Below are 18715 nucleotides of genomic sequence, written 5' to 3'. Positions count from 1 at the left end.
ACTCACGGTAAGGAGTATCCGGCGCGACAGTGGTGTCCATGAACGGAAACCAGATCGAAGGTCTCGTCGGAATGGTCCTGGTCCTCGGAATCCTGGTCCTCATGGTCCTCCCGTCCGTGCTCGGCATCCTGCGCGACAGGCGCATCGACCGGCAGATCAGGGAGGCCCATGAGGCCCGCGGGGAGCGGGAGACTCGGCAGGCTCAGAAGTCCTCGTCCAGGTCGACGGTGCCCTCCACCGCGACCTGGTACGCGGACGGGCGCCGCTCGAAGAAGTTCGTCAGCTCCTGAACGCCCTGCAGCTCCATGAAGGAGAACGGGTTCTCCGAGCCGTACACCGGAGCGAAGCCGAGGCGGCCGAGCCGCTGGTCGGCGACGCACTCCAGGTACTGGCGCATCGACTCGGTGTTCATGCCGGGCAGGCCGTCACCGCACAGGTCACGGGCGAACTGCAGCTCCGCCTCGACGGCCTCCCGCAGCATGTCGGTGACCTGCTGCTGAAGCTCGTCGTCGAAGAGCTCCGGCTCCTCCTTGCGGACCGTGTCGACCACGTCGAACGCGAAGCTCATGTGCATCGTCTCGTCGCGGAACACCCAGTTGGTGCCCGTGGCGAGACCGTGCAGCAGACCCCGGCTGCGGAACCAGTAGACGTACGCGAACGCGCCGTAGAAGAACAGGCCCTCGATGCACGCGGCGAAGCAGATCAGGTTGAGCAGGAAGCGGCGCCGGTCGGCCTTGGTCTCCAGCCGGTCCAGGTTCTCCACCGAGTCCATCCACCTGAAGCAGAACTCCGCCTTCTCGCGGATGGAGGGGATGTTCTCGACGGCGGCGAACGCGGCCGTCCGGTCCTCCGGGTCAGGGAGGTAGGTGTCAAGGAGCGTCAGATAGAACTGGACGTGCACGGCCTCCTCGAAGAGCTGGCGGCTCAGGTACAGCCGCGCCTCGGGGGAGTTGATGTGCTTGTACAGCGTCAGCACCAGGTTGTTCGCCACGATCGAGTCGCCGGTCGCGAAGAAGGCGACGAGCCGGCCGATCAGGTGCTGCTCGGAGGGGCTGAGCTTGGCGAGGTCCGCGACGTCCGAGTGGAGGTCGACCTCCTCGACGGTCCAGGTGTTCTTGATGGCGTCCCGGTAGCGCTCGTAGAAGTCCGGGTAGCGCATGGGACGCAGAGTCAGCTCGAAGCCCGGGTCGAGCAGGTTCTTGTGCTGGGTGGTCATTACTGGCAGGCCTCGCAGGACTCGGGGTTTTCCAGGGAGCAGGCGACGGCGTCCGTCGTTTGCTGTACGGGGACGGTCGCCTGGGCGGCGCGGGCGATCCGGGTCGCCGGGCGCGAGCGCAGGTAGTACGTCGTCTTCAGGCCCGACTTCCAGGCGTACGCGTACATCGAGGAGAGCTTGCCGATGGTCGGCGTCTCCAGGAACAGGTTCAGGGACTGGGCCTGGTCCAGGTAGGGGGTGCGGGCGGCGGCCATGTCGATCAGTCCGCGCTGCGGGATCTCCCACGCCGTGCGGTACAGCGCCCGTACGTCCGCCGGGATCCATGCGAAGTCCTGCACCGAGCCGTTGGCCTCGCGCAGCGCCTCACGGGTGCGCGCGTCCCAGACGCCCAGGTCCTTCAGCTCCCGCACCAGGTAGGAGTTGACCTGGAGGAACTCACCGGACAGCGTCTCGCGCTTGAAGAGGTTGGAGACCTGCGGCTCGATGCACTCGTACACGCCGGCGATCGAGGCGATGGTGGCCGTCGGCGCGATGGCGAGCAGGAGGCTGTTGCGCAGACCGGTCCTTGCGATCCGCGCGCGCAGCGCCGCCCAGCGTTCCGGCCAGGTGAACTCGACGCCGTAGTGGTCGGGGTGCAGCACACCCTGCGCGGTACGGGTCTTCCCCCAGGCCGGCAGTGGGCCGCCGCGCTCGGCGAGGTCGGCGGAGGCCTCGTACGCGGCGAGCATGATCCGCTCGGCGATCCGGGTGGAGAGCGCCTTGGCCTCGGGGGAGTCGAAGGGCAGCCGCAGCTTGAAGAAGACGTCCTGGAGGCCCATCGCGCCCAGGCCGACCGGCCGCCACTTGGCGTTGGACCGGCCCGCCTGCTCGGTCGGGTAGAAGTTGATGTCGACGACCCGGTCGAGGAAGGTGACGGCGGTGCGGACGGTGTCGTCCAGCCGCTCCCAGTCGAGGTCACCTGTCGATGTGTCGACGAAGGCACCGAGATTGACGGACCCCAGGTTGCAGACGGCCGTCTCACCGTCGTCCGTGACCTCCAGGATCTCCGTGCAGAGGTTGGAGGAGTGGACGACATGGCCCGCGGTGGCCGTCTGGTTCGCGGTCCGGTTGGCCGCGTCCTTGAAGGTCATCCAGCCGTTGCCGGTCTGCGCGAGGGTACGCATCATCCGGCCGTACAGGTCACGGGCCGGGATGGTCTTGCGCGCGAGGCCCTTCTCCTCTGCCGCGCGGTACGCGGCGTCGAACTCGTCACCCCACAGATCCACCAGCTCGGGCACGTCGGCGGGGGAGAAGAGCGACCACTGCCCGTCGGCGTTCACCCGGCGCATGAACTCGTCCGGGATCCAGTGCGCGAGGTTGAGGTTGTGGGTACGGCGGGCGTCCTCACCGGTGTTGTCGCGCAGCTCCAGGAATTCCTCGATGTCGGAGTGCCAGGTCTCCAGGTAGACCGCGGCCGCGCCCTTGCGCCGGCCGCCCTGGTTCACCGCGGCCACCGAGGCGTCGAGGGTCTTCAGGAACGGCACGATGCCGTTGGAGTGCCCGTTGGTACCGCGGATCAGCGAACCGCGCGAGCGGATCCGGCTGTACGACAGGCCGATACCGCCGGCGTGCTTCGAGAGGCGGGCGACCTGGTGGTATCGGTCGTAGATGGAGTCCAGTTCGTCCTTCGGGGAGTCGAGGAGGTAGCAGGACGACATCTGGGGGTGCCGGGTGCCGGAGTTGAAGAGGGTGGGGGAGGACGGGAGGTAGTCGAGGCGGCTCATCAGCCCGTAGAGCGCGGCGACTTCGTCGACCGACCTGTGGGTGTCGTCCTCGGCGAGGCCGGCGGCGACGCGGAGCATGAAGTGCTGGGGGGTCTCGATGACCTTGCGGGTGATCGGGTGCCGGAGCAGGTAACGGCTGTGCAGCGTGCGCAGCCCGAAGTAGCCGAAGCGGTCGTCGGCGTCCGGGTCGACCAGGGCGTCAAGGCGGGCCGCGTGCAGGCGCGCGAACTCGGCGGTGCGGTCGGCGATGAGGCCCTCACGGTGACCGACGGCCACGGACTCGGTGAAGGACGTCACGCCCTGCGAGGCGGCCTCGCCGCGGATCGAGATCGTCAGCAGCCGCGCGGCGAGCCGGGAGTAGGCGGGGTCCTCGGAGATGAGGCCGGCGGCCGCCTCGGTGGCCAGCTCACGCAACTCCGACTCGTCGGCCCGCGCGGACCGGCCGCGCAGCGCGGCGGCGGCGACCCGGCCGGGGTCGGCGTCGGGGAGGTCGGCGGTCAGCCCGGTCAGGGTCCGCAGCAGCGCGGTGCCGGGACCGTCCTCGTCCACAGAGATGGTCGCTGAAGCCGGTTCGGCTGGCGCGATGGTCACGTGGGGCTCTCCCTCGCTCGGCACGGGGCCTGGCGGAGGGCAGGGAGCAGCCACGAGCGCACACACGCGTGCCGCGTCCCCGGCCCACTCCACGAGGCCCGGACGTCAGAACACCCGGGCCGGACGGCCGGGCGTGCTGTCGGCAGGTCCTCGGACTGACGCTTGTGCACAGATGTGCGCAAGTACACCGTTGCGGGACAGTTCCGGATTCGCACCGGATTCCCCTGCGGCGACAGCGAGCATGAGCATACATCTAGTGCCGCGCTGTCGCGGCACCCCCACATGTTGTGTCGCGGCGGTGTCGCAGCGTCAACTCATAGGTGAGGAGAGTGATGTCGTCCAGCTGCGGCAAGGGATTCCAGTCCCGCTCGGGTGTGCGGACGAAGCCGAGGCGTTCGTAGATGCGGTGGGCGGATCTCATGGTGCGCTGAGTCGACAGGACGACCTTCCCGCAGCCGTCGAGGGCCTGCGCGCGGTCGATACAGGCGCGGACCAGTGCCTCGCCGGCGCCTTGGCCGCGGGCTGTCCTCGCGACCGCGAGCATCCTGATCTCGGCCTCTCCGGGGGCGGCGATGTCGGCCGTCGGGCCGGGGCCGGGGACGAACGTCACGCCGCCGAGGAGGGCGTTGCCGTTCACGGCGACGAGAACGGTGGCTGCGGCTGCCCGCTTTGCCACGTCCTTGAGTTCGGTGAGATACGAGTCGCTCTCGCCGAAGTCCAGGAGTCCGTCTTGGAGGTAGGCCTGGCCGGTTATCTCGCCGAGGAGGCCGTATTCGGTGGGGTGCGCTTCCCGGATCAGGATCGTCATGCGGGTGAGTGTGTACGACAGCGGGCCGCCGAGGGTGGTATTTCCCGGTGGCCCGCTGCGGGTTGTGCGTGGCTGGTCGCCGCCCCTGGTTGGTTCAGTGGGCGCCTCCCGCGACAGCCGGCGGAAGTTCGGCCTCCACCCCCGGGTCGCCGGCGTCCGCCGTGTAGTCCTGTGCCTTTGTCTCGTCGACGCCCTCCGGAGCCTTCAGCGCCTTCAGGGCGAACGTCAGGACCACCGTCACCACCACGTTCATCACGAACGCCGTCAGACCGATGTAGCCGATCTCGCCGATGCCCGGGATCTCCTTGGCCGAGCCGCCGAAGTGCTTCTGGGTGGGGGAGGCCACCCCGTACGCCGCGACCGTGCCGTAGACCATGCCGACCGCCCAGCCCGCCAGCAGGGCCCAGCGGTGGAACCAGCGGGTGAACAGGCCGCCGACCAGGGCCGGGAAGGTCTGCAGGATCCAGATGCCGCCCAGCAGCTGGAAGTTGATGGCGACCGTCTTGTCCATGGTGAGGACGAAGACCAGCGCGCCGACCTTCACCAGCAGCGACACGAGCTTGGAGACCTGGGCCTCCTGCTTCGGTGTGGCGTCCGGCTTGATGAAGTCCCGGTAGATGTTGCGGGTGAAGAGGTTCGCGGCCGCGATGGACATGATGGCCGCCGGGACCAGGGCGCCGATACCGATCGCCGCGAAGGCCACGCCCGCGAACCAGTCCGGGAACATGTTCTCGAACAACTGGGGGATCGCCAGCTGGCCGTTGGTGACCTTGACGCCGGCCGCGATCGCCATGAAGCCCAGCAGGGCGAGCAGGCCCAGCATCAGGGAGTACAGCGGCAGGATCGTGGTGTTGCGGCGGATCACCTCACGGCTCCTGGAGGAGAGCGTCGCGGTGATCGAGTGGGGGTACATGAACAGGGCGAGCGCGGAGCCCAACGCCAGCGTGGCGTACGTCCACTGGCCCGCCTCCGGTGGGGCGAGCGCGCCGCGCGGTTTGCCGGTCGCCGGGTTGACCTGGGCGAAGGCGTCGCCGGCCTTGGCGAAGATGTCGTCGAAGCCGCCCAGCTTGATCGGGATGTAGATGATCGCCACCGCGATGACGATGTAGATCAGCGCGTCCTTCACGAACGCGATGAGCGCGGGCGCCCGCAGACCGGAGGAGTAGGTGTACGCCGCCAGGACGCCGAAGGCGATCAGTAGCGGGAGGTCCTTCACGAACCAGTTGGTGCCGTCGCTGCCGCCGACGCCCATGACGTCGAGGACGGCCTGGATGCCCACGAGCTGGAGCGCGATGTAGGGCATCGTCGCCAGGATGCCGGTCAGGGCGACGGCGAGCGAGAGGCCCTTGGAGCCGAAGCGGCCGCGCACGAAGTCCGAGGTCGTCACATAGCCGTGCTTGTGGGAGACCGACCACAGGCGGGGCAGGAACGTGAAGATCAGTGGGTAGACGAGGATCGTGTACGGCACCGCGAAGAAGCCGGCCGCGCCCGCCGCGTAGATCGCCGCCGGTACGGCGACGAAGGTGTACGCCGTGTAGAGGTCGCCGCCGAGCAGGAACCAGGTGACCCAGGTGCCGAACGACCGGCCGCCAAGGCCCCATTCGTCGAGGGAGTGCTCGTTCTCGGCCTTGCGCCAGCGCGCGGCCAGGAAGCCGATGACCGTGACGGCCAGGAAGAAGAAGATGAAGACGCCGAGCGCGACGCCGTTCACACCGTCCTTCACTTCTGCGCACCCCCGCTCGTGTTCCCGCTCTTGCGGGCACGCTGGTCCCGCTGCCACAGCTGGTACGCGGTCATCGTGAGCGCGGTGGAGATCAGCACCCAGAGCATCTGGTACCAGTAGAAGAACGGGATTCCGATGAACGCCGGGTCGGTCTTGGCGTAGGAGCCCACCCACAGCATCGCCACGAAGGGCGCGACGAGGCAGACGGTGATGATCACGCGTAGCGGTGTCACCACCGGGTGCCTCACTTCAGGTACATCCGACATACCGCGGCTCCGTCCCCTCACCGATCACCTGTGTAATGCGCAGGTAATCTAGGTCACGGTGTCACCGGAGCGGAAGTGGCCGTCCGTCTATCGGTATGTCGATTCTGTGAAGGGCGGTCCGCGTCAGTCCCGCGGTCGCTTGAGGCGGGCCACGAACTTGTAGCGGTCGCCGCGGTACACCGAGCGCACCCACTCCACCGGCTGGCCCTCGCGGTCCAGGGAGTGCCGGGAGAGCATCAGCATCGGCAGACCCACGTCGGTGCCGAGCAGGCCGGCCTCGCGGGGGGTGGCCAGCGAGGTCTCGATGGTCTCCTCGGCCTCGGCGAGATGGACGTCGTACACCTCGGCGAGAGCGGTGTAGAGGGAGGTGTACTTGACCAGGGAGCGGCGCAGGGCGGGGAAGCGCTTGGCGCTCAGGTGGGTCGTCTCTATGGCCATGGGCTCGCCGTTGGCCATGCGCAGCCGCTCGATGCGCAGCACGCGCCCGCCTGCGGTGATGTCGAGCAGGCCGGCGAGCCGGTCGTCGGCGGTGATGTAGCCGATGTCCAGCAGCTGCGAGGTCGGCTCCAGACCCTGGGCGCGCATGTCCTCGGTGTACGAGGTGAGCTGGAGCGCCTGGGAGACCTTCGGCTTGGCGACGAAGGTGCCCTTGCCCTGGATGCGTTCGAGCCGGCCCTCGACGACCAGCTCCTGGAGGGCCTGGCGGACGGTGGTGCGGGAGGTGTCGAACTCGGCGGCCAGCGTGCGCTCGGGCGGGACCGGGGTGCCGGGCGTCTGTGTCTCCGTCATTTCGAGGAGATGTTTCTTCAGGCGGTAGTACTTGGGCACACGCGCGGTACGGACGGCTGTCCCGCTCTCGTTCTCCGCACTGCTGACGTCGGTGCTCATGCTCCGCCTTCCCGGCTCCTGATCCGGCCACCTCGTGGCACGGCAGCGTACCGGGAGTTCCCCTGCACGCTGCGTGATCCCCTCTGTATACCGCCGCGGGCCCTTTTGGTCTAGTCCACCACTGGAGTGGTCTACCGGAATTGTCTCGTCCGCGCCCCGGGTTTTCGAGGGCTTCTTACTTAAAGGTTCCTGCATATATAGGTCGCATAACGGCTGGTCGGAGGCCATTCGGCCCCCCTTGACAGGCCTGCTGGTCTGGGCCAGGCTTCCCGCACTGGTCTACACCATTGGTCCAGGTCCCGGCCCAACGCTCGCGCGGGGAGGCAGGGGGGTTTGTGGCATCCCTGAGGAGGGTGGCGTGAAGCGCAAGCTGATAGCCGCGATTGGTATCGCGGGCATGGTCGTCTCCATCGCGGCGTGTGGCAGTGACAACAAGGACGGCAACAAGGCGCAGGGGGCGGACGCCAAGGAGCTGACCGTCTGGCTCACCGTGGACGCGCAGAACAACTGGCCCGACCTGGTGAAGGCCGCCGACGCGGCCGTGCAGAAGAAGCACCCCGGCATCAAGATCAAGCACGAGTACTACGGCTGGCCGGACAAGAACACCAAGCTGGACGCCGTCCTCGCCACGGACAAGGCCCCCGACGTGGTCGAGATGGGCAACACCGAGATGCTCGGCTACATGGTCAAGGGCGCCTTCGCTCCCGTCGAGACCTCCCAGTTCACCAATTCCGGCCAGTGGCTCGACGGCCTCAAGGCCTCGGTGACCTACGACGGCAAGACCTACGGCGTGCCGTACTACGCCGGTGGCCGCGTGGCCAACTGGCGCAAGGACATCGCCGCCTCGGCCGGCATCAAGACCACGCCGAAGACCTACACCGAGCTGACCGCCGACCTGGACAAGATCCAGAAGAAGGAAGGCGACAAGTTCAGCGCCTGGTACCAGCCCACCCGCGACTGGTACGCCGCCATGTCCTTCGTCTACGACGCCGGCGGCTCCATCGCCGCGGAGTCCGGCGGCCAGTGGAAGGGCAACCTCTCCTCGCCCGAGTCCATCAAGGGCCTCACCGAGTTCAAGAACGTCATCGACAAGTACATGCACGGTGACAAGACCAAGGACGAGTCCGACCGGTACATCGTCTACGGCCAGGGCAAGTCGGCCATGATCTTCGGTGCCGCCTGGGAGGGCGCGACCTCGGCCGACCCGAAGAACGACAAGACGGGCGGCAAGCTGAAGAACAACCTCGTCAACTTCGTGATGCCCGGTCCGTCCGGCAAGAACATGCCGGTCTTCCTGGGCGGCTCGGACCTCGCCATCCCGGTGAAGTCCAAGGCCCAGGGCGTCGCCGCCGAGTGGATCAACGCGTTCACCGGTCCCTCCGGCCAGAAGGGCCTGATGGCCAAGGGCAACCTGCCCAACAACAAGACCGACCTCGCGACGCTGAAGAACGACCCGGCGACGGCGGTTCCGGCCACCGCGGCCGAATCCAACTGGTTCGTCCCGATGGCGCCGGGCTGGGGCCAGGTCGAGAAGGCGCAGGTCCTGCAGACCATGCTGCAGAACATCGGCACGGGCAAGCAGACGGTCGACGCGGCGGCGAAGGCCGCGGACGCGGCGATCGACAAGGTCATCAACAAGGCGTAGTGGCCTGCGGCCGGGCCTGGCCCACGGGGGCGGGTCCGGCCGGTGCTTGAAGTCGGAAAGTGCCGCGACGGTTGGTGGGTTGGTGCCGGTGCGTTGTGGCTGGTCGCGCATACGCGGCGGTAGTCGCATATCGATACTGCCCGCCCCTGGAGGGGCGCGTTGATGCCGGCCTCTCTTCATCTGCTTAGGAGCTCGCGATGAGTGCCGCTGATACCACCACACCCGCCAAGGTGCCGCCGCAGCGGCAGGCGCCACCCCCGGCCCCCCAGGCCAGACCACGTACCAACCGACGCTCGGGCGGTCCCGCCGTCCCCTGGATGCTGCTCGCGCCCTGTCTCGCCATTCTCGGGCTCGTGCTCGGCTACCCCCTCTACCGGCTGGTCGCCCTCTCCTTCCAGTCGTTCGGGCAGTCCCAGCTGTGGGGGTTCAAGCCGGCCGAGTGGGTCGGGTTCGGGAACTTCTCCGACGTCCTGGGTGACACCGAGTTCTGGCAGGTCGTGCTGCGCACGATCGTCTTCGCGGTCGGCTGTGTGGGCTTCACCATGGTTGTCGGCATGCTCGTCGCCCTGCTGCTGCAGCGGGTCTCCGGCTGGGTGAAGACGCTGGTCAACATCGTGCTGGTGGCCAGCTGGGGCATGCCGGTCATCGTCGCCACCACGCTCTTCAAGTGGCTCTTCGACTCCGACTACGGCATCCTCAACGCCCTGCTCAGCAAGATCCCCGGGGTCGAGCTGATCGGCCACAACTGGTTCGCCAGCGGGCCCGAGGGACTCGCGGTGATCATGCTCCTGGTGGTCTGGGGAGCGGTTCCCTTCGTGGTCATCACCCTCAGCGCCGGTCTGACCCAGGTCCCGGCGGAGCTGGAGGAGGCCGCCCGCCTCGACGGCGCGGGCGCCTGGGGCGTGTTCCGCTACGTCACGCTCCCCATCCTCAAGCCGATCATCGTGATGCTCACGACCCTCTCGGTCATCTGGGACATGGGCGTCTTCCCGCAGGTCTTCGTGATGCGCGGCGGCCACCCCGAGCCCGAGTTCCAGCTGCTGACCACCTACTCCTACGACCGCGCCTTCGTGGTCAACGACTACGGACAGGGCTCCGCGATCGCCCTGCTCACCGTGCTCCTCCTGCTCGGTGTCGTCGCCGTGTACATGCGCCAGATGCTGAAGATCGGAGAGGTCGAATGAGCACCGCAGCCGCCCGCAGGGGACCACATCTGGGCTGGAACCTCCTCGGCCTCCTGGTCTTCGTCATCGTCGGCTTCCCCGTCTACTGGATGCTGAACACGGCGTTCAAGCCGGCGAAGGACGCCATCGACCCGGACCCGAGCCTGCTGCCCACGGGGCTGACCCTGTCCAACTTCCGCCGCGCCCTGGACATCGGCGACTTCTGGGGCTCGGTGGGCCGCAGCCTGATCGTCTCCCTGTCCGTCGTCGTGATCGGCATGGTCATCGGCCTGCTGGCCGCCCTGGCCATCTCGCGGTTCGCCTTCCGCGGCCGCCGGATCGTGATCGTCGGCATCCTCGCGGTCCAGATGGTCCCGCTGGTCGCGATGATCATCCCGGTCTTCCTGCTCCTCAACGACCTGGGGCAGTACGACAAGCTGACCGGCCTGATCATCACCTATCTGACCTTCATCCTCCCGTTCACGGTGTGGACCATGCGCGGCTTCATCGTCAACATCCCCAAGGAACTGGAGGAGGCCGCGATGGTCGACGGCTGCTCCCGCACCGGTGCCTTCGTCCGGGTGGTCTTCCCGCTGCTGGCCCCGGGCCTGGTCGCCACCTCGGTCTACGCCTTCATCCAGGCCTGGAACGAGTACATCTACGCCCTGATGCTGCTCAGCCAGGAGCACCAGACCGCGACCGTCTGGCTCGCCAACTTCACCACCAAGCACGGCACCGAATACGCCCCGATGATGGCCGGCTCCACGATGATGGCCGTGCCGATCGTCGTCCTGTTCCTCCTCGTCCAGCGCAAGATGGCCGCGGGCCTGACCGCGGGCGCCGTGAAGGGATAACGCCCCCGATGACGACACTCGCAAGCGGCACCGCCGCGTCCGATCCGAAGGACGGCCTGACCCGCGACGCGCTGACGGTCCTCCAGCCCGGCTTCACCGGCACCACCGCCCCCGACTGGCTGCTGCGCCGGCTCGGCGAAGGCCTCGCCTCCGTGGGGGTGTTCGGCCGCAACGTCGCCTCGCCCGAGCAACTCGCCGCCCTCACAGCCCAGTTGCGCGCCGAACGGGACGACGTCCTGGTGGCGATCGACGAGGAGGCAGGTGACGTCACCCGCCTCGAGGTGCACACCGGCTCCTCCTTCCCCGGCAACCACGCCCTCGGCGCCGTCGACGACGTGGAGCTGACCAGGGAGGTCGCCCTCGAACTGGGCCGTCGCCTCGCCGCCTGCGGGGTGAACTTCAACTGGGCGCCCGCCGCCGACGTCAACTCCAACCCGGCCAACCCGGTCATCGGCGTCCGCTCCTTCGGCGCCGACCCCGACCTGGTCGCCCGCCACACGGCGGCCTATGTCACCGGCCTCCAGGCGGCCGGGGTGGCGGCCTGCACCAAGCACTTCCCGGGCCACGGCGACACGGCCGTCGACTCCCACCTCGCCCTGCCCCGCATCGACGCCACCGCCGATGTCCTGCGCGCCCGCGAACTTGGCCCGTTCCGCGCCGCCATCGCCGCCGGTTCCCGCGCCATGATGAGCGCGCACATCCTGGTCCCGGCCCTGGACCCGGCCCGACCGGCGACGTTGTCCCGCACGATCCTCACCGATCTCCTCCGCGGCGAACTCGGGTACGACGGTCTGATCGTCACCGACGGCATCGAGATGCAGGCCATCTCCGCCACCTATGGCATCGAACACGGCAGCGTCCTCGCCATCGCAGCCGGAGCCGACGCGATCTGCGTCGGCGGCGGCCTCTCGGACGAGGAGACGGTACGACGCCTGCGCGACGCCCTGGTCGCCGCGGTCCACTCCGGCGAACTCCCCGAGGAACGCCTGGCGGAGGCGGCGGACCGGGTACGGTCGCTGGCCCGCTGGACGGCGACGACATCGGCTCCGGACCCGAACCCGCAGTTCACCGACATCGGCCTGGTGGCGGCCCGCCGCGCACTCGATGTGACGCGCGTCGACTCCTACACGCCGCTGACCGCGGCCCCCTTCGTGGCCGCGTTCACCTCGGAGTCCAATATCGCGGTGGGCACGGAGACCCCCTGGGGGGTGACGGCGGAGCTGTCCCGCCGGCTGCCCGGCACCGAAACGGCCTGCTTCACGGGCGACCACGCAGGCGAGGAGGCCCTGGCGGCGGCGGGCGACCGCAGGATCGTGGCAGTGCTCCGAGACGAACACCGCCACCCCTGGATGACAACGGCCCTGGACGTGCTCCTCAAGTCCCGCCCCGACACGGTCGTGGTGGAAATGGGCGTCCCCCAGGCACCACCCAGGGGTGCCCTGCACATCGCCACCCATGGAGCGGCAAGGGTCTGCGGCACGGCGGCGGCAGAGGTAGTAGCGCCCCGGTAGGGGCAGATCCGCTAGATCCCCTGCCAGGCAGGCTTGTTGGCGAACGTGTACCGGAAGTAATCCGCAAGCTTCAGCTTCGACGCGGCGGCCTCGTCCACCACCACCGTCGCATGCGGATGCAACTGCAACGCAGACGCGGGACACACCGCGGCGACCGGCCCCTCCACGGTCGCCGCGACCGCGTCGGCCTTCCCCTCACCCGTCGCGAGCAGCACCAGATGCCGCGCCTCCAGGATCGTCCCGATCCCCTGGGTGATCACATGGTGCGGCACCTGCGAGATGTCCCCGTCGAAGAACCGCGCGTTGTCGACCCGGGTCTGCTCGGTGAGCGTCTTGATCCGCGTCCGCGACGCGAGCGACGAGCACGGCTCGTTGAACCCGATGTGCCCGTCGGTCCCGATCCCGAGCAACTGCAGATCCACGCCGCCTGCCCGGCCCAGCGCCCCGTCGTACGCCTCGCAGGCGGCCTGTACGTCCTCGGCCGCGCCGTCGGGGCCGAGGAACGCGTCCATCCCGATCCCGAGCGGCTCCAGCACCTCGCGCCGCAACACCGAGCGGTAGGACTCCGGATGCTCGGCCGGCAGCCCCACGTATTCGTCGAGCTGCGCTATGCGCGCCCGCGAGGCGTCCACGGCACCGGACCGCACCTTGGCCGTGAGCGCCTGGTAGATGGGCAGCGGGGTCGAACCAGTGGCCACTCCGAGCAGCGCGTCCGGCTTGCGGCGGAGCAGTTGGGCCATGGTCTCGGCGACCAGCTCGCCACCCGCGGCGGCGTCCGGAACGATGACAACTTCCACGCTGGGCCTGCCGTTCTGTCTATGTGGTTTAGACCAATCTGATGGGACCAATCTAACAGAACCGGCCCCCGTCCCCCGGAGCGGGCGCAGGAAAAGAGGACAAGTGTGAGGTTACGTGAATGCGTCAGATCGGGTGAATCAAGGAAAATTCCCACCCGTGGACCGGAGTGTCGGAAATTGCGGCGCCCATCCGGCCCCCACAACCGTCTCCGGCGGGCTACGCTGCGATCGCGTCAACTGTGAACAGTCTCCAACGCATGGACACACACCGTGGTCTAGTCCACAATTGCGTACGAGGGCTGAAGGAGTACGGCGGGACCGTACGACACAGTCACACTCTTCCGTCTTCCCCGCACAGGAAGGCGGACCGAGGAACCGGAGCTCTCTGCCCTGACTGCCCCGGCTCCTCACCTTCGGCCGATCGGGACCGCACACCCCGTGGCCGTTGCTGCTCCGGGCTGCGGTGCCGGGAGGGTTGAGGGTCCCTCTCAGGCGCCGCGGCCCGCGGGTGTTCCAAGCCGCTTTTAGGCCATGAACAGACCCGCGGGTACGCTCGCAGATGTGCCCTCCATGAACGAACTGGTCCGCCAGCACACCGCCCTCGGCGACTCCGACCTCGAGTGGCTCCATCTGCTGGTCTCGGAGTGGCAGCTGCTCTCCGACCTCTCCTTCGCCGACCTGGTCCTATGGGTCCCCACCCACGACGGCACTCGGTATGTCTCGGTGGCGCAGATGCGCCCCAACACCGGTCCCACCTCGTACCAGGACGACATGGTCGGCCACCTGGTCCCGCGCGGCCGCCGTCCCATGCTGGACATCGCCCTGGACGAGGGAAGGATCGTCCGTGAGGGTGACCCGGAGTGGCGCGAGGAGGTCCCCGTACGGGTCGAGTCCATCCCGGTACGGCGCGAGGGGCGGGTGCTCGGGGTCATCGCCCGCAACACCAACCTGCTGACCGTGCGCACTCCGAGCCGGCTGGAGCTGACCTACCTCCAGAGCGCCTCCGATCTCGCGCAGATGATCGCTGCCGGATCGTTTCCCTTCCCGAACCAGCAGGTCGACATGGATGCCTCGCCGCGCGTCGGCGACGGCCTGATCCGGGTGGACGCGGACGGCATCGTCCAGTACGCCTCCCCGAACGCCCTCTCCGCCTACCACCGTCTCGGCGCCGCCGACCTGTTGGGCCACGACCTCGGGCAGACCACCGCCGAACTCGCCCCGACCAGGGGGCCGGTGGACGAGGCACTGGCCAAACTCGCCAGCGGCTGGGCGCCCCGCGAGTTCGAGATCGAGTCCAGCGACGGTGTGATCCAGTTCCGGTCGATCCCGCTCAAGCCCAAGGGCACCCGCATCGGTTCCCTGGTGCTGCTCCGGGACGTCACCGAACTCCGGCGCCGCGAACGCGAGTTGATCACCAAGGACGCGACCATCCGGGAGATCCACCACCGGGTGAAGAACAACCTCCAGACGGTCGCCGCGCTGCTCCGCCTCCAGGCCCGCCGGATCGAGTCGGAGCGCGGCCGGGAGGCCCTGGAGGAGGCCGTACGCCGGGTCGGCTCGATCGCGATCGTGCATGAGACGCTGTCCCAGAACCTGGACGAGCGCGTGGAGTTCGACGAGATCGCCGACCGGGTGCTCGCGATGGTCGCCGAGATCTCGCCCGGCAAGGTCACCGGCCGGCGCACCGGACGCTTCGGCATACTCGACGCGGAGGTGGCGACCCCGCTGTCGATGGTCCTCACCGAGATCCTGCAGAACGCCCTCGAACACGGCTTCCGCGAAGGCGACACCGGGACCGTCGAGGTCACGGCGGTCCGTGGCGGCACCACCAAGGAGGGCCGCCTTCTGGTCACCGTCCAGGACGACGGCGTCGGCCTGCCCGAGGGCTTCGACCCGCACCGCTCCGGCAACCTCGGTCTGCAAATCGTACGGACACTGGTGGAGGGCGAGTTGGGCGGCACGTTCGACATGGTGCCGGCGCCGGAGCGGGGGACCCGGGTGATCCTCGACGTACCGGTGCAGACACAGAAGTAGCCCGATGCGGGTACCGGGGCACAGCAAAGAGCCCCGGACCTGGTGGGTCCGGGGCTCACTGCTCGTTGCTGCTCGTTCCAAGCGCATCGGGGGTACTGCGCGCTGCGGCTCGGGGGCGGGAGATGCGTACTCGCTGTACGCGCCGCCAAGCTCAGGCTGAGCGGGGTGGGTTGCGTCAGGCGGAGGCCTGACGAGCCCGGTTGCGGGCGGCACGGCGCTTCATCGCGCGACGCTCGTCCTCGCTGAGACCACCCCAGACGCCGGAGTCCTGACCGGACTCAAGCGCCCACTGCAGACACTGGTCCATAACGGGACAGCGACGGCAGACGGCCTTGGCTTCCTCGATCTGCAGCAGCGCAGGACCGGTGTTGCCGATGGGGAAGAAGAGCTCGGGGTCTTCCTCGCGGCAAACGGCGTTGTGACGCCAGTCCATGGCTGCTACCTCTCCTTGGTATTACATGCACGTTGCTTGTGAATGTGAACGCTTTCACGAATCCCTCAACAAGTGAAGGGCCGACCGCCAGGTTCCCTGGCAGGGGTCCTGTGAGTTGAAGGGGATTCCGGTGATCAGTGGACGCCAGTCTTGCGGGCTGTCCCGACCGCCACGTAGAGCCTCGCAAACCTCAGCGACGGATACAACCCCTTCCGGAAAGTTTTTTTTGATTCCTCGGTGTCGACTGGGTCACAGCCGTACTTCCATGGGGTGGATCCTGGCCTAAACGTTCGAGTGAAAGGACTTTGGCCCGTTCCGCTCACACAATCACACGCAGTGCGCGGCGTACGCCTGTGAACGTCACGCTCGTACGCAGTCCTAGATGGTCGCCGTCCATCTGAAGGGGGAGGGGGACCTTCGAATGCAAGGTGAACTGGTCCAGATCGTGCAGGGACACCGCGTGCTTGCCATGGGGTCCGCGCTCGGGGGACGAATTGAGCAACTGCGTGCCATACCGGGCAACCGCGGCGGTCGACAGACGGCTGAGACCGAGTACGTCGATGCCCTTATCGAACGAGGCCTTAGGCGACGTGTACATCGGGCGATTGCCGAGATACGTCCAGGGCGACGCGTTCGAGACTATCGCCACGACCAGATCCTTGATCGGGTCGGCACCCGGCCGCTCGAGCGTGATCGCGCCGTGCCGGCGGTGCTGCTCACCGAAGAACTGCCGGACGACCTGCCGTACGTACAGTGCGTGCGTCGATTTCTTGCCGAGCTCGCGCTGCTGCTCGACCCGCCCGACCACGCCGGCGTCGAAGCCGAGTCCCGCGTTGAAGGTGAACCAGCGGGCCGGGACCGCCTCGTCCTCGGTACCGGGTGTACCCGCGGTCAGGCCGAGGCCGACGAGCCGCTCCTGTTTGTCGCGCAGCGCGTCCAGCAGCGCGCCGGTGGCCTCGATCGGGTCGTTCGGCAGGCCGAGGGCGCGCGCGAAGACATTGGTTGAGCCGCCGGGGACCACCGCGAGGCCGGGCAGCCGGTCCGGGTCGGGGCCGGCGTGGAGGAGGCCGTTGACCACCTCGTTGACCGTGCCGTCGCCGCCGAGGGCCACGACCAGGTCGATGTTGTCGCTCTCCGCCGCCTGCCGGCCCAGGTCACGGGCGTGGCCGCGGTACTCGGTGGTGACGGCCTCCAGCTTCACTTCGCTCGCGAGCGCGTGGATCAGGACATCGCGCCTACGTGCGCTTGTGGTGGTTGCCGCCGGATTGACCACGAGAAGTGCACGCATGGATTGCAGCGTACCTACTCGAAAGTACTGGGCCCAGGGCGCGTTAGAGATCCGGTAAGAGAAAGGGGCGTGAGTCTGAACACGTGGTCCTGCGGGGCGGGGGCCGGTGTTTTCGGGCGAGGGCTACCCTTCTGGCGTGAGCAATGCGCCTACGGCTGAGAAGGCCGACGTAACCGACGGACCCCGTCCTCGGCGGCTGACGTATGCGGCCGCGCTGAACGGGCTGGAAGGCCTCACGCTGGCGGTCGGCGGGGTGTGGATGCTCGTCCTCGGGTTCACCGGATCTCCGGACGACCGGGGCCAGGCGGTCACCGGGGGCATCACGGTGATGCTGCTGGCGCTGCTGCCGCTGCTGGCGGCGCGGGGGTTGCTGCTGCGGAAGAGCTGGAGCCGTGGCCCTGCGGTGATCACGCAGATCATGGCGCTGCCGGTGGCCTACAGCTTGCTGCAGGCCGACAGTGCGGCCGTGCCGGCGGGGATCGTGCTGGCCGTGGTGGCCATTGCCTCGCTGGTGCTGCTGGTGAACTCCGCCACCACCCAGGCCCTTGGGATCAAGGGGCCGGGGCGTAGCGGCTGATCTCTGGTCCTTGACGGAAAGATCTGCGACGGAAAGATCTACGGAGAGCTACGGAGATCTACGGAAGATCTACTCCTCGACCAGCAGCTTCTCGCGCAGCTGGGCCAGCGTCCTCGCCAGCAGCCTCGAGACGTGCATCTGGCTGATGCCGACCTCCTGGGCGATCTGGGACTGGGTCATGTTGCCGAAGAAGCGGAGGAGAAGGATCCGCTTCTCTCGGGGCGGGAGGTCTTCCAGGAGCGGCTTGAGGGACTCGCGGTACTCGACGCCCTCCAGAGCCTCGTCCTCCGCGCCGAGCGTGTCGGCGACCGCCGGGGACTCGTCGTCGGTGTCGGGGACGTCCAGGGACAGGGTGGAGTACGCGTTGGCCGACTCCAGGCCCTCCAGGACCTCCTCCTCCGAGATGGCCAGCTTCTCGGCCAGCTCGTGCACCGTGGGGGAGCGGCCGTGCTGCTGGGACAGCTCCGCCGTGGCGGTCGTGAGCGCGAGGCGCAGCTCCTGGAGACGGCGCGGGACGCGGACCGCCCAGCCCTTGTCGCGGAAGTGGCGCTTGATCTCGCCGACCACGGTCGGGGTGGCGTACGTGGAGAACTCCACGCCCCGCTCCGGGTCGAACCGGTCGACCGACTTGATCAGGCCGATGGTGGCGACCTGGGTGAGGTCGTCCAGCGGCTCGCCGCGGTTGCGGAAGCGGCGCGCGAGGTGCTCCACGAGCGGCAGATGCATCCGGACCAGCTTGTTGCGCAGCTCCGCGTACTCGGGGCTGCCGTCGTTCAGCTTGCGCAGCTCGATGAACATGGCGCGGGCCCCGCTGCGGTCCTGAGGTACGTGCTGGGTCGCCTGCACAACCTCCGCGGCCAGCGCCTCGTCCTCGGCGTATCGCTCGTGCTCGCTCATCGTCCCGCCCGTCGCCCTTCCACGAGCCGTCGCCCCGGCCCGGTCCGGGGCCGCGACCCCGTTCCGCCCTTCCGGGGGCGCGCTCTGCACGGCACCGTCCGGCCCGATCCGCCCGGAGGGTTCCTCCGGGTGCGGCCTGGCCTGTTCCGGGATGCCGTCGATGCCGTCAGCCATGCGTCGGGAGCCGGCCTCGGGGTCTTCGCCCCCGGCCGGCAGCTCCCGAGTGCCGCGCTCTTCGTCCCGCACCGGCCCGTCCCCGTT

The 18715-nt window shown here is 68.4% G+C and carries 17 protein-coding genes and 1 riboswitch; of the genes, 7 read left to right on the top strand and 10 right to left on the bottom strand.

Annotated elements, in window-relative coordinates; all coding sequences use genetic code 11:
* Positions 1-38 precede the first annotated feature (38 nt).
* Positions 39-290, top strand: coding sequence for a hypothetical protein (locus ACZ7OO_RS00510; RefSeq protein WP_471500039.1), 252 nt, complete (start codon positions 39-41; stop codon positions 288-290).
* On the opposite strand, the gene ACZ7OO_RS00505 is transcribed toward ACZ7OO_RS00510, so the two are convergent.
* The 6 genes from ACZ7OO_RS00505 to ACZ7OO_RS00480 all read right to left on the bottom strand — a co-directional run bounded on the left by ACZ7OO_RS00505 (position 203) and on the right by ACZ7OO_RS00480 (position 7255).
* Positions 203-1216 carry a ribonucleotide-diphosphate reductase subunit beta gene (locus tag ACZ7OO_RS00505; RefSeq protein ID WP_471500037.1) on the bottom strand — a complete coding sequence of 338 codons (1014 nt, stop codon included), beginning with the start codon at positions 1214-1216 and terminating at the stop codon, positions 203-205. The genes ACZ7OO_RS00510 and ACZ7OO_RS00505 overlap by 88 nt on opposite strands.
* Positions 1216-3570, bottom strand: a complete 2355-nt coding sequence (locus ACZ7OO_RS00500; RefSeq protein WP_471500035.1) for a ribonucleoside-diphosphate reductase subunit alpha — start codon at positions 3568-3570, stop codon at positions 1216-1218. The genes ACZ7OO_RS00505 and ACZ7OO_RS00500 overlap by 1 nt, the downstream gene beginning before the upstream one ends.
* Positions 3571-3694: 124 nt before the next feature.
* A riboswitch (cobalamin riboswitch) is annotated at positions 3695-3819 on the bottom strand.
* Positions 3820-3823: 4 nt separating this feature from the next.
* Positions 3824-4378 carry a GNAT family N-acetyltransferase gene (locus ACZ7OO_RS00495; protein ID WP_471500033.1) on the bottom strand — a complete coding sequence of 185 codons (555 nt, stop codon included), beginning with the start codon at positions 4376-4378 and terminating at the stop codon, positions 3824-3826.
* Positions 4379-4472: 94 nt separating this feature from the next.
* The gene (mctP, locus tag ACZ7OO_RS00490) at positions 4473-6101 is read right to left on the bottom strand and encodes a monocarboxylate uptake permease MctP (RefSeq protein ID WP_471500031.1); all 1629 of its coding nucleotides are present in this window, start codon (positions 6099-6101) and stop codon (positions 4473-4475) included.
* Entirely contained in the window at positions 6098-6367 is a 270-nt protein-coding gene (locus ACZ7OO_RS00485; protein WP_471500029.1) for a DUF3311 domain-containing protein, read from the bottom strand. The genes mctP and ACZ7OO_RS00485 overlap by 4 nt, the downstream gene beginning before the upstream one ends.
* A gap of 123 nt (positions 6368-6490) precedes the next feature.
* Complete coding sequence (locus ACZ7OO_RS00480) at positions 6491-7255, bottom strand: GntR family transcriptional regulator (protein ID WP_471500027.1); 765 nt, start codon at positions 7253-7255, stop codon at positions 6491-6493.
* A 358-nt stretch (positions 7256-7613) separates the two neighbouring features.
* On the opposite strand from ACZ7OO_RS00480, the gene ACZ7OO_RS00475 reads away from it, so the two are divergent.
* The 4 genes from ACZ7OO_RS00475 (at position 7614) to ACZ7OO_RS00460 (ending at position 12428) form a co-directional block, all read left to right on the top strand.
* Positions 7614-8900, top strand: a complete 1287-nt coding sequence (locus tag ACZ7OO_RS00475) for an extracellular solute-binding protein (protein WP_471500025.1) — start codon at positions 7614-7616, stop codon at positions 8898-8900.
* 197 nt (positions 8901-9097) lie between these two features.
* Entirely contained in the window at positions 9098-10084 is a 987-nt protein-coding gene (locus tag ACZ7OO_RS00470) for a carbohydrate ABC transporter permease (RefSeq protein WP_471500023.1), read from the top strand.
* Positions 10081-10917: a carbohydrate ABC transporter permease gene (locus tag ACZ7OO_RS00465; protein WP_471500021.1), complete on the top strand. Its 837-nt coding sequence runs from the start codon at positions 10081-10083 to the stop codon at positions 10915-10917. The genes ACZ7OO_RS00470 and ACZ7OO_RS00465 overlap by 4 nt, the downstream gene beginning before the upstream one ends.
* 8 nt (positions 10918-10925) lie before the next feature.
* Complete coding sequence (locus ACZ7OO_RS00460; RefSeq protein WP_471500019.1) at positions 10926-12428, top strand: glycoside hydrolase family 3 protein; 1503 nt, start codon at positions 10926-10928, stop codon at positions 12426-12428.
* 11 nt (positions 12429-12439) lie between these two features.
* On the opposite strand, the gene nagB is transcribed toward ACZ7OO_RS00460, so the two are convergent.
* Positions 12440-13225, bottom strand: coding sequence for a glucosamine-6-phosphate deaminase (nagB, locus tag ACZ7OO_RS00455; protein ID WP_471500017.1), 786 nt, complete (start codon positions 13223-13225; stop codon positions 12440-12442).
* A gap of 570 nt (positions 13226-13795) precedes the next feature.
* Here nagB and ACZ7OO_RS00450 point away from each other — a divergent pair.
* Positions 13796-15259 (top strand): sensor histidine kinase, encoded by a 1464-nt coding sequence (locus ACZ7OO_RS00450; protein ID WP_471501204.1) that lies wholly within the window; start codon positions 13796-13798, stop codon positions 15257-15259.
* Positions 15260-15434: 175 nt separating this feature from the next.
* On the opposite strand, the gene ACZ7OO_RS00445 is transcribed toward ACZ7OO_RS00450, so the two are convergent.
* Both ACZ7OO_RS00445 and ACZ7OO_RS00440 read right to left on the bottom strand, forming a co-directional pair.
* Positions 15435-15692 carry a WhiB family transcriptional regulator gene (locus ACZ7OO_RS00445; protein WP_006142322.1) on the bottom strand — a complete coding sequence of 86 codons (258 nt, stop codon included), beginning with the start codon at positions 15690-15692 and terminating at the stop codon, positions 15435-15437.
* A 319-nt stretch (positions 15693-16011) separates the two neighbouring features.
* Positions 16012-16980 (bottom strand): diacylglycerol/lipid kinase family protein, encoded by a 969-nt coding sequence (locus ACZ7OO_RS00440; RefSeq protein WP_471500015.1) that lies wholly within the window; start codon positions 16978-16980, stop codon positions 16012-16014.
* A 136-nt stretch (positions 16981-17116) separates the two neighbouring features.
* On the opposite strand from ACZ7OO_RS00440, the gene ACZ7OO_RS00435 reads away from it, so the two are divergent.
* On the top strand, positions 17117-17557 hold the full coding sequence (locus ACZ7OO_RS00435) for a hypothetical protein (RefSeq protein ID WP_471500013.1): 441 nt from the start codon (positions 17117-17119) through the stop codon (positions 17555-17557).
* Between the two features lie 69 nt (positions 17558-17626).
* Here ACZ7OO_RS00435 and ACZ7OO_RS00430 read toward each other — a convergent pair whose 3' ends face one another.
* Positions 17627-18700 (bottom strand): RNA polymerase sigma factor SigF, encoded by a 1074-nt coding sequence (locus tag ACZ7OO_RS00430; RefSeq protein WP_471500011.1) that lies wholly within the window; start codon positions 18698-18700, stop codon positions 17627-17629.
* Between the last annotated feature and the right edge of the window lie 15 nt (positions 18701-18715).

Source organism: Streptomyces sp. NPDC111744 (assembly GCF_055634995.1).
This window is presented reverse-complemented; position numbering and strand designations above follow the sequence as displayed.